The organism is Wohlfahrtiimonas sp. G9077 (assembly GCF_002252155.1).
In the GTDB taxonomy this organism is placed as follows: Bacteria; Pseudomonadota; Gammaproteobacteria; order Cardiobacteriales; family Wohlfahrtiimonadaceae; genus Wohlfahrtiimonas.
In genome coordinates, this window is record NZ_NEFD01000002.1 from 175,776 (window position 1) to 190,224 (window position 14,449).

Sequence of the window (14,449 nt, forward strand, 5' to 3'; positions counted from 1 at the left end):
TGAATTATTCAGTACTACATTTTTGCATGGATCATTACACCTCTACTTTTTGTACACAAATTGCACCCATTTGGCGCATGATTCAGCAGCATTCGCGCATTGTCATCACAATGGTGATGCTGCCTTTGATTATTTTAGGCTACGGTTTGCCGTATTTATTGACCATTAACCTGCCAAAAAGTGCGCGGGTTGATGTAATTCAGGAACGTCCGCGCGCTTTAATGCAAGTGGACATGAGCCGCTTTTTTGGTTTAACGGGCGCGCTTCGCATGCTGCATGGGCATGATTTAGAGATTGCCCATAACACTTTAGATAACATCCAATATCGCCACTCATTGCGCCGCACAAAGCGCCAAATCATGACGCGCTATTTGGTCAATAATTATGGCATTGATGAGAAAAATGCCCGCATTTTAGTGCGAAGCGCCCAAAAAGCAGCATGGGCAAATCAGCTTGATTTAGAGTTTTTGCTTGCCATTATCTTTGTGGAATCCACGTATAATCCTGCTGCGAAAAGCAATAAAGGCGCCATTGGCCTCATGCAAGTGACGCCAAAGTGGCACTTAGATAAAATCAGCCAATATGGCGATGTGGATGTGTTGTATGACATTCCCACAAACATTGAGATTGGCACGGCGATTTTGGTGGAATATCTTAAAAAAGAGGGCAACATTCGGGCGGCACTCCATCGTTACAATGGCAGCAAAGATGATGCCACGTTTAAATATTCAAATCGTGTGTTTGATAAATATGTCGCCCTTAAAAAACGCACGTATCTAGAGAATGTGCGCCTGTTTCTTAACTTTGACATTGTGAAGTCGATGGACGCGTGTGCAATTGGCGATAGCGATCTGGTGTTGTGCCAGAGAGCGCCTGAAACATCGCGATGAAACTTGAGGCGGAACGATAACCCACTTTAAAGGCGATCTCCTCAATGGTTTCGCCTTGTTCAAGCAAAGCGGTGCCATGAATAAAACGCAACCGCTGACACCACTCATTAAAACTCATGCCAAGCTCCTTTTGAAAATGGCGCGCGAGCGTGCGCTCGGTGCTAAAGACTTTGTGTGCCCACTCTTTTAGGGTCAAACGATTGTCGGGGGATTGTTCTAGCGCCGTTAAAATGGGCTTTAACAGACGATGCTCTGAAGTTGGCAGATACGTGTGCCCAATCATGGCGCCTTGTAATTCATCAATCAAAACTTGGGCTTTGCGCTGATCTTGCGGCGTGGTTGGCATCTGTATTTTGGCATCAAAATAGTGATCGACAATGCCAAGGGCAATGTCACTGAATTTTAACAGGGAAGGGTGATCGGTTAAAAATTCAGAAGCTTGCATCGATAAATTGATGGCTCGAAAGCGCGTTGGCTGATGGCTATGGCAAGCGTGTGTACAAGCCGGCGGAATCCAAATGGCAAAGCCAGGCGGTGCAATGAAGCGCTCGCCTGCCACTTCAAGAGTGATGACACCACATTTGACGAAAATGATCTGTCCCCAATTGTGCTCATGCGGGAGATATTCACTCGCTTCATTGATGGCTTCGTCGGCAAGGGCAAGGAGTTGATCGGGGTGAAATTCAGTTGGGCGCATGCAGAGTTGTTTCATGGGTTTTGATGGATTGTCAGAAAAGTGGATCAAGATGTCTGATTACCATTATATACTTTATATCTGACAATCTATACTCTCAGACCCCGAATGAATGGAGGAAACTATGAATTGGGCTGCAATGCTGTATCCATTAGTTGCGGTAATGATCTGGGCGATGAATGCGGTCGTCAATAAATTGTCTGCGGGCGTCATTGAGCCTGCGGCCATCTCGTTTTATCGTTGGGTGTTGGCTTTTTTGATTCTGACACCTTTTTGTATTGTGGGCACATGGCGCAACTGGCAACAGTTAAAGCCATTGCTTTGGAAGTTTGCTGTGCTTGGTTTTCTTGGCATGGCGGTGTATCAATGCTTAGCGTATTACGCGGCGTACACCATTTCCGCCACGATGATTGGAATATTCCTTTCCTTGACACCACTACTCACCATCATTTTGAGTTTACTTATCCTACGTACGCCATTGACTGTCGGATTGTTGGTGGGTAGTGGGTTGTCTTTTTTTGGAATCACTTGGTTAATCAGCGGGGGCAACCCGGCCATTTTATTGGACATTGGCATTGGCAAAGGTGAATTGATGATGCTGATTGCCGCCTCTGCCTATGCGCTTTATGGCGTTTTGACAATGAAGTGGAAGATTCAAGCACAAGTATCGACATGGCAATCCCTCTATTGGCAGGTGATTTTTGGCGTGTTGATTTTAGTGCCGCTGTTTGTGATGACGGACAATGTTGCCATCACGCGTGAGAATGTGAATTTGATTTTATTTGCCGGCATTCCGGCTTCCATCATCGCTCCATTTTTATGGTTACAAGGTGTGGCGCGTTTAGGTGCGAGCAAAACATCGCTCTTTATGAACTTATCACCACTCTTTACGGCAATCATTTCGATTCTGTTTTTGCATGAAAACCTTGAGCCTTATCACATCATTGGCGGGGCGATCTGTTTGATCGGTGTGATCATTGCCCAACGTGTCAATAAAGTGGTGAGCTTAGAAACACTGCGTAAGCGCGCAAATAAAAAAGCTTTTGAGTAACTCAAAAGCTTTCTAAAACAGCAGTCACTGAGACTTTTATGCAATCGGCGCATCCGCAACATTGCAATGAGGATATTCAGTGGCTTTTTCTTTTTTGATTTTAAAGGGCGCGATCACTAAGATGGCGATCAACAATAAGCCTAAGTAACCGATCAATGGGTAGAAGTACGCCACTAAACCTGTAAAGCCTGCAAAGCTTGCCACAAAGCCCACTAAACCTGTCGCCCCTGCAAACATATATGAGCGCTTCGTTTGCATGGTGGTAAAGCGCGCCACAAATGCATAGTACATGGCAACGCCCGTGTTGTAGATCATGCCGAATAACACAATCGTCATCATGATGCCCAATGTTGGGGATAAATCTTGGATGATTTTTAATAAAGGTAAGCCCACATCTTTGACATCATGGATGTTTAAGAAGATGGCGTAATGAGCCACCACAATCAATGCACCGATCAATAAGCCACCGATTAAACCGCCCCATGTGGCAATTTTTTCGTTCTTTTCACTGCCGCCCATCACAAGTGCCATGCCTGCACCCACCGCGACGTTAAAGGAAACGTAGTTAATGGCAGCGATGAACCAGTTTGGCAATGAGCTTTTCACGGAGGTTGCCACAGGCTCTAACTCTTCAATGGTGGCGTGATGTGTAAATAAGCTATACACGCAGATGATGGCAAGCGCGATGATTAAAAATGGTGTGATCGCACCAATCAATGCAATCACGCGGTTGATTGGCAATAGAACTGTGGCAACCACCATGATGGTCATCAATAAGCTGCCTAACCAAGCGGGTATGTCATATTGTTGATTGAGCATGCTGCCTGCGCCGGCCACCATCACAACGCCCACACCAAAGAGTGTGAAGATGATGATGTAATCCACCGCTGTGCCTAAGAATTTACCGCTTAATTTGTAGATGGCTTCATCGTGCGAGGCTGTTTGTAAGCGGCTGCCCATTTTCATGAGCATCATGCCCAAATAGGCAAATAAACCTGTAGAGACGGCTGCACCAAATGTGCCCCATGTGCCAAAGCTTGTAAAATATTGCAAGATCTCTTGGCCAGATGCGAAGCCTGCACCAACGATCACGCCCACAAAGGCGAACGCCATTTGTATAATCTTAAACATGAAACTCTCCTCCAGTCGAATGATACAACCATTTATTATTTTGGTAGTTGTTTTGTAGATATTTAAAGCACATTTTTTTGTTCATTACAAATTTGTTGAGCTTTTCAAGCATCAATGCGCCATAAATAACCAGTATGCAACATACAATACAATGGATTTTTGAATTAATCTAGGGTTGAAACGATAATTTTGTAATATTTTTGTAGATCAATATTGATAAATAGATCAATGTATTTAGCGCTGTTTATGCAGTGAATAACGCTAAAACATTTTGATTTTGATGGAAAAATTCACAGTGCCAGATAAAAAAGCACAAAAGACAAAATATTCTCAAGCAAGCCTTGAATTTTGTAAAAATTTATAGGAATAATGAGGATCGATTTGAGATCGAGTTAATAATTAATGAATTACGATTAGGAAAAATACAGTATGTCAGCAACCAGCGAAACGACCATGGGCGCCCCCTCAGCGCGTCCGTTAAATAAAGAAGATTATAAAACATTGAGCTTAGCATCTCTTGGCGGAACTCTGGAATTCTATGATTTCGTCATTTATGCGCTCTATATTGAAACTGTGGTCAAAAAGCTGTTTCTGCCGGCAGATCTGCTCGGTACCGTTTGGGGTGATGTCTATGCATGGGGCGGTTTTGCCGCAGGTTACATTGCGCGTCCGATTGGTGGGATCATCATGGCGCACTTTGGGGACATTTTGGGCCGTAAAAAAATGTTCACATTGAGCGTTGCGATGATGGCATTGCCAACCTTTGTGATTGGTGTGATGCCAACGTATGAAACGATTGGTTTGATGGCGCCTGTGATTTTGATTTTAATGCGCATGTTCCAAGGTGCTGCCATCGGTGGTGAAATGCCGGGCGCTTGGGTATTCATTGCAGAGCATACGCCTAAAAATCGTTATGGTTTGGGCATTGGCGTGTTGACAAGTGGCATCACCGGCGGGATTTTACTCGGCTTTTTGATGTCCATCTTGATTGATGTTGTCTACACACGCGAGGAGATTTTAGATTACGCATGGCGCATTCCGTTCATCCTGGGTGGTTTGTTTGGCGTGTTGTCTGTCTATTTACGCCGTTATTTATCCGAAACGCCGATTTTCCAAGAGATGGCAGAACGCAAAGAGTTATCGAAAGAGATTCCTGTGGTCACCGTGATGAAAAAGCACAAATGGGCGTGCATCATTGTGGCATTACTCACTTGGTCATTGTCCACAACTGTGATGGTGGGTATTTTGATGACGCCAGTGAAAATTTTGGGCGGCATGTATCAATTGCCACCGATTGATGCGCGCATTACAGGCTGCATCATGGCATTGATGCTTACATTTGGCTGTATCTTGTTCGGTTATTTAGAAGATATGGTAAAAACGCGTGCGGTTTCCATCATCGCGTGGGGCGGCTTGGCGATTTCATCTTTTTGGTTCTACAGCATGTTGTCTGAAAAACCAACGGTTGAGATGATTTACATGGGCGCAGCCATTATGGGCTTATTCACAGGGGCGATTGCCATCACGCCAATCATTGCAACGCGTGCATTCCCTGCGAAAATCCGTTATTCCGGTTTATCTTTCTCTTATAACTTAGCCTATGCCGCCTTTAGTGCCATTACGCCAGCTTTGACCATTTGGTTATTGGGTCAAACCTCTTTAGGTGCAGCTTGGTACATTGGTTTTGTGGCGATCGTGGGCATTGTGGTCGCATTTTTGCCCCTTGCCTATAAAGGTTATCAAGAATAATCGATGATTTCACATGATAAAAGCGGCCTTGGCCGCTTTTTTTGTTTCTTATGTTTGCAATTTATCTTAAGCTGTCTTTTTAATATTAAAACATCATTATTAAATCATGAAAGAAAAAATAAATGATCAATCACTTTTATTGATCGATATTGAAAACTGCCCATCAAAAATTGAGGATTTGATTGAAGATTTTCAAATTTATCAGAAGGTTGTGATTTGTTATGCCCAAACAGGGGTTAAAATCCCGTTAGATTGGTTAATGGTCTTAAAAGATTGTGTGGCTAAAGATCGGCTTGAGCTTGTGAAAATGTCTGAAGTGGGCAATAACAGTGCAGATTTTGGCATCACATTTTTATTGGGGCGTTACTTTGATCAATTTGACCATTTTGTCATTTATTCCAATGACAAAGGGTTTGATGTGATCATTGAGTTGGTCAATCGAGCGGCGCATAAACAGGCTGAGAGAATCGGCAAGCAAGATACCGTTGCACCGGTGCCACCGGTGCGAGACATAGAGCCTAAAGTCATTAATATTAATTCTGAAGAATTACTGACCTTGCCACCTTTTAAACAGGCTGAGCAGGCAACTTTGGCCTATTTATCAAGGTTATTAATCAATGGTTCATGGCCGAGTAAATTACAGGGATTTTATAATTCTATCCGTACGCGTTTAAGATTCATGGCATGTGATGATCTCGCTCAAGACAAGCTTGCACATCAAATCATTGACTGCTTAATCAAAGCCAATGCAATCAGCGTGAATGATCAGCAAATTGTGTATCACAAGGGCAAGATTAAATCCTGGGTGGATGAAAATATTTGAGCCAATCTAATGGCTTAAAGAGTTGCATGTAACTTTTTTTGCTTCCCTTCCTAAAACTTTGGTAAGTTAATTTGATCGATCACACACATCAATAATACCGATCGAGTACCGAAGGAATGGAGGAAACATGAGTCGTTTATATTTACCGACAACGCATACCATGCGTTGTTTTCAGGTGTCGGCTAAGCATTTGAGTTTTACGTTAGCAGCACAAGAGCTGAATCTGACGCAAAGCGCCATCAGCAAGCAAGTGGCGCTGTTAGAGAGTAGTTTACAGGTGCAATTATTTGTTCGTCATCGCCAAAAGCTTGAGTTATCACCGGCGGGCAGCACCTATTTATCCCATGTGAACTCAATTTTAAGAAAAATTGAGGAGACCTCAAAAGAGATGCTCTCGTATGGCGTGTTTGAGGAGGTGATCCGCATTGCCTCTCATCCATCTTTGTGTGCCGCGTGGCTTGTCAGAGCGCTCAAAGGCTTTACGGCGCATTATGGCGATGTGCAGCTTGCCTTTTATGAACAAGTGATTCCGTATGATCCCTCTGATGTGGATGCCGATGTGGCATTTGTGTATGGTTATGGCGGTTGGCATGGCATGGAAGCGGTGGAGCTCTTTGATGAAGAGATGGTGCCGGTGTGCCATCCGGATGTTTTGGCAAACAATGCTGGGCAAGAGGAGATCGACATTTATTTTAAAACGCGCCTCATTGAGTGCCGCTCCCGTTTAAATACATGGGATCAATTTTTTGAACGCTTTAATCAGATTTATCCCAATGGTTATCGATCACTGTTGTTTGAGCGTTGGTCATCGTGCATCAGTGCCGCAAAAACAGGCTGTGGCATTGCGTTGGTGCCCAAAATTTTGGTGCAATCAGACTTAGACAATGGCTCATTGGTGGCAGCCTCGAGCCATCGTTTGACAGGCTTGGGTTCCTATTACATGGCGTATTTAAAGAGCCATTCGGCAGAGCCAAAAGTCAAAATGGTGCGCGATTGGGTGCTGAACTACTTAGGCAAGCCCAGCGAATTGGCGAAAATTTAACCGCTTTTTAAGAAAAAAACTCATCACCTCATTGCTAAATTTCGTTTTTCTTTATGGGATGCGCTCGTCATACTAAAGCTCTATCCCATAAGGAAAAAGCCCTATGCATGAAACGAAAATGCCGCGCACAGGTGGTGAAATATTGGTGGATCAACTGCTGATTCAAGGCATTGAGCAGGGCTTTTATGTGCTTGGTGATGCGCATGATCCACTTTTAGCACCCTTAGAAAGCGCAAACATTGAGCTCATCACGGCTTGGCAAACAAGCACCGCCTTAATGATGGCAGAAGCTTATGGGAAACTGTCATCGCATCCTGGCATTGCATTTGTCATGAGTGAGGCAATGGCGCAGGATGCCATCGATGGCATTCACATCGCGATGCAAGCAGCCACAGCGATGATCATATTGGTCAAAAGCGCGGCGCTCTCAGAAGGGCAAGCGGTGCTTTCAACGCTGCAGTGCCAAGTTAAATGGTCAGCCATCATTGAGGATGCCGCTGGCATTCCAAAGATCATCGGACGCGCATTTCATCAAGCGGTGACGGGGCGATCCGGGCCCGTTGTGATCGCCATTACGCATGATGCGCTCACAGAATGCATATCCATTGCCGATGGCATCGCCATCACGCCTGTAACGATTGCGCCTTCCATGAATGATTTAGCGCAGTTTGAACAGATGCTCAATTTTGCGCGTAACCCCATTTTAATTTTAGGTGGCAGTCAATGGCAGGCACAATCGGTGGCGCGCATTGAGCAATTTGCTGCCCGTTATGCATTGTCTACAGCGGTGGAAGCGCGCCGTCAAGTAATTTTTTCCTCGCGTCACGAAGCCTTTGTGGGTGAGATCACAGAATCTATGAATCCTGCATTGGCTAAACGGATTGCTCATGCTGACTTGGTCATATTATTGGGCGGCACCATGGATGAGCCATTGCTCAACGCGCCTGTGCCACTACAAACATTGATTCACATCCATCCAGACATTCAGGCGCTGAATGATGTTTATCATGCGGATTTGGCGATCAATGCAACGCCTGACGCATTCACGCAAGCATTGTTGAGCGTACGTTTGTACAACAATTGGCTCGACATTTTACAAAAAGATCGCGCGGATCATGCCGCGTGGCAGGTGAGTCATTCTGATCCTGGTCAATGGCTCAATGCATTGAGTGATGCTTTGCCGGATGATGTCATCGTCACGCATGGCATCGCTGCAGCTGTGGCAGCTAAAGCATGGCATCGAACGCGCCCGGTGCTTTGTGTGATGGATCAACATGATTTCGATGCATCTTCTGATGCATTGTTGAGCGCTCAGCACCATCATCTTGGCATTGTGCTGATGGTGGGGCAAACGATGACGCAAGATGAATTTTTCTCCGCATGGGCGGCTGCCGTTGAACAAGCAGCGCTTGGCACACCTGTGATCCTCCATTGTCTATTCACAGATCACGCTAAGTTGTCCATGCATTCTTTAAAGGAGGTGATGCACGCATTGTCCCAATGATAAGCGTTCCCCTTCGCTTATGATTGTCTCTGTTTTAAACGTTGTGATGACGTGTTGCCGAGGTTAATCCTCGGCTTTTTTTGTCCACAAAATGGTTAAAACAGCACAAAAAAAGGCCCAATCGAAATTGGGCAAAAGGGGTCGATGGATGTGGTGCGTCTAGCGAATGACTTTCAGGCATTGCCCTAAGTGATAGAGCGTGAAGCCCGATTCAATAAAGAGGGATTTGATGGGTGCATAGTTGCACTTTGATTGATCCACAGCTGAATAAAACGGCACAGGAATCGGCGCGGCTTTGGCATCTGTTAAGTGTTCTGCAAAGAGTTTGCCCATCAATGTGCCAGTTGTGATGCCGCGGCCATTGTAGCCAATGGCGGCGATCAAGCCTTGAGCAGGCTCAAAAATTTTCGGCGTATGGTTATCGGTAAAGCCAATGCGGCCGCACCAGCTGTATTCCCATGCCGTATTTTTTCCCAATTGTGGGAAATAGTGTTGCTGAATGCGATCGGCCCATGTTTTGAGGTACCATGCAGGTTTATTGATGGCTTTGCCCATGCTGCCTAAAATGAGGCGGCCATCTTTATCAAGGCGGATGCTGCTGAGCACCAAACGCGTATCCCATGAACCTTGCTTATAAGGCAGCACTGTTTTGCCGGCATCGCCCGTTAAAGGCTCGGACGCTACTTGATAGTAATAGCCGCTGTAAATGGATTGTCGGTAAGTGGCCAAATCGCCTTCTGCATAGGCATTGGTGGCGATGATCACTTTTTCTGCTGTGATGGTGTGATTGAGCGCTGTGACGCGCCATTGTCCGGGCGTTGTACAATTGACGGCAGAGACAGGGGAATTCTCATAAATCTTCACGCCAAGGGATGCTGCTGCCTTAGCCAAGCCTGTGGCATAAGCATATGGATTGATGGTGCCGGCGCGGTGATCGAGGAGTGCTGCCGGAATTTTTTGGCTGCCAGAATATTCAGCAATGCGATCGCCTTTTAATAACTCCACATTCACGCCGCGGCGCGTAAGCTGCTCATAACGATCTTCAATCTCGGCAATGCCTTGATTACTGTGCGCCATGTGCAACGTGCCAACTTCTTGCTGCTGGGCATCGATGCCATATTTATGGATGAGGGAGAACACAAGTTTTGGCGCATCGCCGAGCGCAGAAATGAGGCTTTCACCCATCTCTTTGCCGAGAATTTGCACCATGAAATCAGGTTTGTTCCATGTGCCTGCATTGACTAAACCGACATTGCGACCGCTGCCGCCATATGCCACATGATGGGCATCGAGCACCACGACTTTTTTGCCTTTTTCCGCCAAATGAATGGCTGCGGATAAACCGGTAAAGCCTGCACCCACAATGCACACATCTGCGGTGTCATCTTGATTGAGGGATGGAAAATTCACTTTATCTGATACCAATGTGCGCCAAAGATTTTCATGTTTGAGGGTCATATCGCCTCCTTAAAAGATTCAGTGCGAGGATGGATGAGGGCTTTGAGTTCTTCAATGAGATCATCATCGAGGGTGAGCTCGCCTGTTTGTAAGTTTTCATCGCGGGCAGTGAATCGTCGTTCGGAGGGCAATCGCACGCCGTGGTGGGTAAATTGGTTGAGGTAATCTTCAGCGCGTGCGCTTGCTTCACTGTATTCATCCCCAAGTAAAATGGTCGGATCAATGGCAATGATGAGCTCGCCGCCATAAGGCAATGCGGCGCCATTGGCCGATTGCTCTGAGCCTTGGCTCGTTAGATCATTAATTAAAGGGCCCGCCATCAACTCAATCATGGTGGCAAGGGCTGTGCCTTTGTGTTCGCCAAAGGTGCGCATGGCGCCTTTTAGAGCAGCATGAGGATCATTGGTGGGATTGCCATCAGCATCAATGGCAAAATGATCCGGTAAAGGTTGATTGTGTTCGGCTAAGAGCTGAATCTCGCCGCGTGCGGTGGCGCTGGTGGCAAAATCAAAAATATAAGGTCGATGGTGATCCGCGCGTGGCCAAGCAAAGGCAAAAGGATTGGTGCCAAGGAGCGGCGTTTTACCGCCACATGGGGCAACCCATGCATGGCTTGTGGTCATGCATAAACCCACAAGATTGGCTTTTGCGAGCATCTCAAGCTCCACCCACAATGCAGAAAAATGGATGCAATGGTTGATGGCAAGGAGCGCAATGCCAAATTCCTGCGCGCGCTCAATCAATAGCGGTATGCCCACATGATGACCATATTGCGCCGCTGCCATTTGGCAATCGATGCGAATGATCGCCCCTTTATTGTGGGTGACTTGCGGCACCGCTTGTGTGTTTAACATGCCTTTGTCTAAATTATCCATCAATGCGATCAAACGCCAAACCCCATGAGAATGGCATTCAGCAATTTGTGCGGCCATCAGATTATCGGTGATGGCATCGCGGTGCACGCGTGAGAATCCTCGACTGTCTAAGATCTCATGCACCAATGTTTGCAATTGATCAATAGAGATTTTCATGCTCTCCTCCTTGGTGATTAGTATGCTTTGGCTTTGTTGAAGCTCTTTTAATAAGCCCAGAGGGCACAAGAGATGGCCATGCCATCTCTTGGTGTCACGGTTTGAGATTAATCGAATTTCACGCCTTGCGCGAGTGGTAATTCACGTGAATAGTTGATGGTGTTCGTTTGACGGCGCATGTAACCTTTCCAAGAATCAGAACCAGATTCACGGCCGCCGCCTGTCTCTTTTTCACCACCAAATGCACCACCAATTTCAGCGCCACTGGTGCCAATATTGACGTTGGCAATGCCGCAATCGCTGCCGGCTGCGCTTTGGAAAAATTCCGCTTCGCGCACATCGTTGGTGAAGATGCAAGAGGATAAACCTTGTGGCACATCGTTGTTCATGGCCATCGCATCGCTGAAGTTTTCATATTCCATCACATAAAGAATTGGGGCAAAGGTTTCGGTTGCCACCACTTCATTTTGTGTGGGCATTTCCACAATGGCGGGTTTAACGTAGTAAGCATTGGGCATTTGATCGGCTAAGACGCGCTCGCCACCGTGGACAATGCCGCCTGTGGCTTTCGCATCGCTTAAGGCTTTTTGCATGGCGTTGAAGGAATCTTCATCCATCAGTGGCCCCACAAGATTTTGAGTGTCTAACGGCGAACCCACAGGAATGGTGCTGTAAGAGGCTTTGAGGCGCTCAAGCACTTGTGCTTTAACTGATTTATGAATGATCAGGCGGCGAAGCGTTGTGCAGCGCTGTCCTGCTGTGCCCACTGCACTGAAGACAATGGCGCGGACTGCTAAATCAAGATCTGCCGATTCTGTCAAAATCATGGCATTGTTGCCACCTAATTCTAAAATGGAGCGGCCAAAGCGTGCGGCGACTTTAGGTCCCACTTCACGACCCATGCGCGTGCTGCCTGTTGCGCTGACCAGTGCCACTTTGTGATTTTCCACCAATGCATTGCCGGCATCACGGGCGCCCACCACTAAACGGGCGATGTTTTTCGGTGCTTTACCAAAGCGCTCAAGGGCTTTTTCAAACACCGCTTGGCAGGCTAAAGCCGTCAATGGCGTTTTTTCTGAAGGTTTCCACACCACCGCATTACCACAAATGAGGGCAAGCGCTGTATTCCAAGACCAAACCGCCATCGGGAAGTTAAATGCAGTGATCACACCCACAACGCCTAGCGGATGCCAGGTTTCGCGCATGTGATGGCCCGGACGTTCTGAGGCGATCGTCAAACCATAAAGCTGACGCGATAAACCCACGGCAAAGTCACAGATGTCGATCATCTCTTGCACTTCGCCTAAGGCTTCAGACTGAATTTTACCAGCTTCCAATGTAATGACGGTGGCCAATGCTTCTTTGTGTTCGCGAAGTAATTCACCCAATACGCGCACCAATTCACCGCGGATGGGTGCAGGCACTGTGCGCCATTCTAAAAATGCATCGTGCGCTTCATCAATGATGGCATTTGTTTGTGTGGCATCAATGAAGGTAAGTTTTGCCAATGTTGAGCCATCAATTGGGCTACGAATGGCGTGATCGCCGCCATTTAACAATTCGTTGGACAGACCTAATTGGTTGAGTACAGAAATATTCATGGTAATCATCCTTTTTAATTCAATGGTTATGACGTGAGTGATTCTTATTGTGATTTGCCAAATGAAGGCATGAATCGATGCTACATCTAAGCCCATCGGCCTGACAAACGAACTAAATGCACAGCTTCATTCCTTTAAGGAATAGTTTTGGTGCCTAACGAAAATGGAAAAAAATTCATTACCTTCTGAATTCATATCTTTTGACACTTGTTGGTCATAAAAGCGACTATCAAGGCAACCCCATTGATACCGTTTTGTATAAAAACTGTATTCATAACAATGAGATGCTTGGCAGCATCCTGCAAAAAGTATCTGGGACACATCACTTAGGAGGATTGAAATGAAGAAGGTTTTAGAGGTTTTAATCGTGGCATTTGCCTATGCCAGTGTCGTTGTCGGAGCAGGAAATGCCTCAGGCATGGAGCCATTTTTTTACTACACATCTTTTGGCATTGAAGGCACCGCCGGCGTCATTTTAGCCACGGTGCTGTATGGTATTGTCGGTTATTTTGTCACCGGTTTAGGGCAGCGTTTACAGTCGAAAAACTATAAGGAAGCGGCCTATTTAGTGGGCGGTAAAGCCGTTGGTGGCTTTGTGGATGCATTGATCATCATCATGATGCTTGGCACCGGCATTATTATGCTTTCAGGCAGCGGTTCGCTCTTTCAGCAGCAATATAATATGCCCTTGTGGCAAGGCTCCCTCATCATGACATTATTGGTGGTGGGCACATTGATGCTGCGTTTACGTAAAATCATTTTGGTCATTGGCATGATCACGCCAATTTTAATTGGTTTATTGTCCATCGTGATTTATCAAGGTTTATCGAATCAAACAGAAAGCTTTGCAGAGCTCAATGATTATGTGATCGCTGTGGGTGACACATTGCCAGACACTTTGCCCAATTGGTGGGTGGCGGCCATTAACCATGTCACAATGATGACGGTGGCGGGTGTTGGCATGTCATTGGTGATTGGCGGGGAAGAGAAAGATCCAAAAGTGGCGCGTTGGGGCGGTGCATTGGGTGGTTTAATTATTGGCGGCGTATTGGCAATGGGGCACTTTGCACTCTTTGCACAGATCAAAACCATTGCGCCCACGGTGGATACTTTGGCACAAATGCCATCCTTACAAATCATGAATACATATGTACCTCACTTAAGTGGTTTATTGACGCTTGTGGCATTGGCCATGATTTATAGTACAGCGGTGAGCATGTTTTATGTGTTCATCTCGCGCTATGTGCCGATGGAAACGCCAAAATCACGTTGGATTGTATTGGGTGTATTGACGATGGGTTATGGCATCAGCTTTGTGGGCTTCATTCAGTTGATGGGTTACTTCTATCCGATCGCAGGTTATGTGGGCATTGTGTTGATCGCGTTGATTTTCTACGGTCCATTTAAAATTAAGAAATTGGAAGGCACAGGTTTGTTGGCAAAAGTTTCTTACAATTAATTCATGAATGATTTGA

Annotated in this window: 12 protein-coding genes; 7 read left to right on the plus strand and 5 right to left on the minus strand. The window is 46.1% G+C overall.

Annotated features, from left to right (window positions below; genetic code table 11):
• Positions 1 to 26: 26 nt before the first annotated feature.
• The gene (locus B9T20_RS04115) at positions 27 to 890 is read left to right on the plus strand and encodes a lytic transglycosylase domain-containing protein (protein ID WP_094489936.1); all 864 of its coding nucleotides are present in this window, start codon (positions 27 to 29) and stop codon (positions 888 to 890) included.
• On the opposite strand, the gene B9T20_RS04120 is transcribed toward B9T20_RS04115, so the two are convergent.
• On the minus strand, positions 799 to 1,602 hold the full coding sequence (locus B9T20_RS04120) for an AraC family transcriptional regulator (protein WP_148138447.1): 804 nt from the start codon (positions 1,600 to 1,602) through the stop codon (positions 799 to 801). The genes B9T20_RS04115 and B9T20_RS04120 overlap by 92 nt on opposite strands.
• Before the next feature lie 106 nt (positions 1,603 to 1,708).
• Here B9T20_RS04120 and B9T20_RS04125 point away from each other — a divergent pair, with 106 nt between their 5' ends.
• Positions 1,709 to 2,635 (plus strand): DMT family transporter, encoded by a 927-nt coding sequence (locus B9T20_RS04125; RefSeq protein ID WP_094489938.1) that lies wholly within the window; start codon positions 1,709 to 1,711, stop codon positions 2,633 to 2,635.
• A 36-nt stretch (positions 2,636 to 2,671) separates the two neighbouring features.
• Here B9T20_RS04125 and B9T20_RS04130 read toward each other — a convergent pair whose 3' ends face one another.
• Complete coding sequence (locus tag B9T20_RS04130; protein WP_094489939.1) at positions 2,672 to 3,766, minus strand: hypothetical protein; 1,095 nt, start codon at positions 3,764 to 3,766, stop codon at positions 2,672 to 2,674.
• Positions 3,767 to 4,195: 429 nt separating this feature from the next.
• Here B9T20_RS04130 and B9T20_RS04135 point away from each other — a divergent pair, with 429 nt between their 5' ends.
• The 4 genes from B9T20_RS04135 to B9T20_RS04150 all read left to right on the plus strand — a co-directional run bounded on the left by B9T20_RS04135 (position 4,196) and on the right by B9T20_RS04150 (position 8,884).
• Positions 4,196 to 5,515, plus strand: coding sequence for an MFS transporter (locus B9T20_RS04135; protein WP_094489940.1), 1,320 nt, complete (start codon positions 4,196 to 4,198; stop codon positions 5,513 to 5,515).
• 106 nt (positions 5,516 to 5,621) lie between these two features.
• The gene (locus tag B9T20_RS04140; RefSeq protein ID WP_094489941.1) at positions 5,622 to 6,338 is read left to right on the plus strand and encodes a PIN domain-containing protein; all 717 of its coding nucleotides are present in this window, start codon (positions 5,622 to 5,624) and stop codon (positions 6,336 to 6,338) included.
• Positions 6,339 to 6,465: 127 nt separating this feature from the next.
• Positions 6,466 to 7,380 (plus strand): LysR family transcriptional regulator, encoded by a 915-nt coding sequence (locus tag B9T20_RS04145; RefSeq protein WP_094489942.1) that lies wholly within the window; start codon positions 6,466 to 6,468, stop codon positions 7,378 to 7,380.
• A 103-nt stretch (positions 7,381 to 7,483) separates the two neighbouring features.
• A complete protein-coding gene (locus B9T20_RS04150; RefSeq protein ID WP_094489943.1) occupies positions 7,484 to 8,884 on the plus strand; it encodes a thiamine pyrophosphate-binding protein in 1,401 nt (466 codons plus the stop codon).
• Positions 8,885 to 9,043: 159 nt separating this feature from the next.
• On the opposite strand, the gene B9T20_RS04155 is transcribed toward B9T20_RS04150, so the two are convergent.
• The 3 genes from B9T20_RS04155 to B9T20_RS04165 form a co-directional block, all read right to left on the minus strand.
• Entirely contained in the window at positions 9,044 to 10,342 is a 1,299-nt protein-coding gene (locus tag B9T20_RS04155; protein WP_094489944.1) for an FAD-binding oxidoreductase, read from the minus strand.
• On the minus strand, positions 10,339 to 11,373 hold the full coding sequence (locus B9T20_RS04160; RefSeq protein ID WP_094489945.1) for an Ldh family oxidoreductase: 1,035 nt from the start codon (positions 11,371 to 11,373) through the stop codon (positions 10,339 to 10,341). Before B9T20_RS04160 ends, B9T20_RS04155 begins: the two co-directional genes overlap by 4 nt.
• A gap of 107 nt (positions 11,374 to 11,480) precedes the next feature.
• On the minus strand, positions 11,481 to 12,974 hold the full coding sequence (locus B9T20_RS04165) for an aldehyde dehydrogenase family protein (protein WP_094489946.1): 1,494 nt from the start codon (positions 12,972 to 12,974) through the stop codon (positions 11,481 to 11,483).
• A 340-nt stretch (positions 12,975 to 13,314) separates the two neighbouring features.
• Between B9T20_RS04165 and B9T20_RS04170 the strand changes: the two genes are divergently transcribed.
• Positions 13,315 to 14,433 (plus strand): hypothetical protein, encoded by a 1,119-nt coding sequence (locus tag B9T20_RS04170; RefSeq protein ID WP_094489947.1) that lies wholly within the window; start codon positions 13,315 to 13,317, stop codon positions 14,431 to 14,433.
• The last annotated feature ends 16 nt before the right edge of the window (positions 14,434 to 14,449 follow it).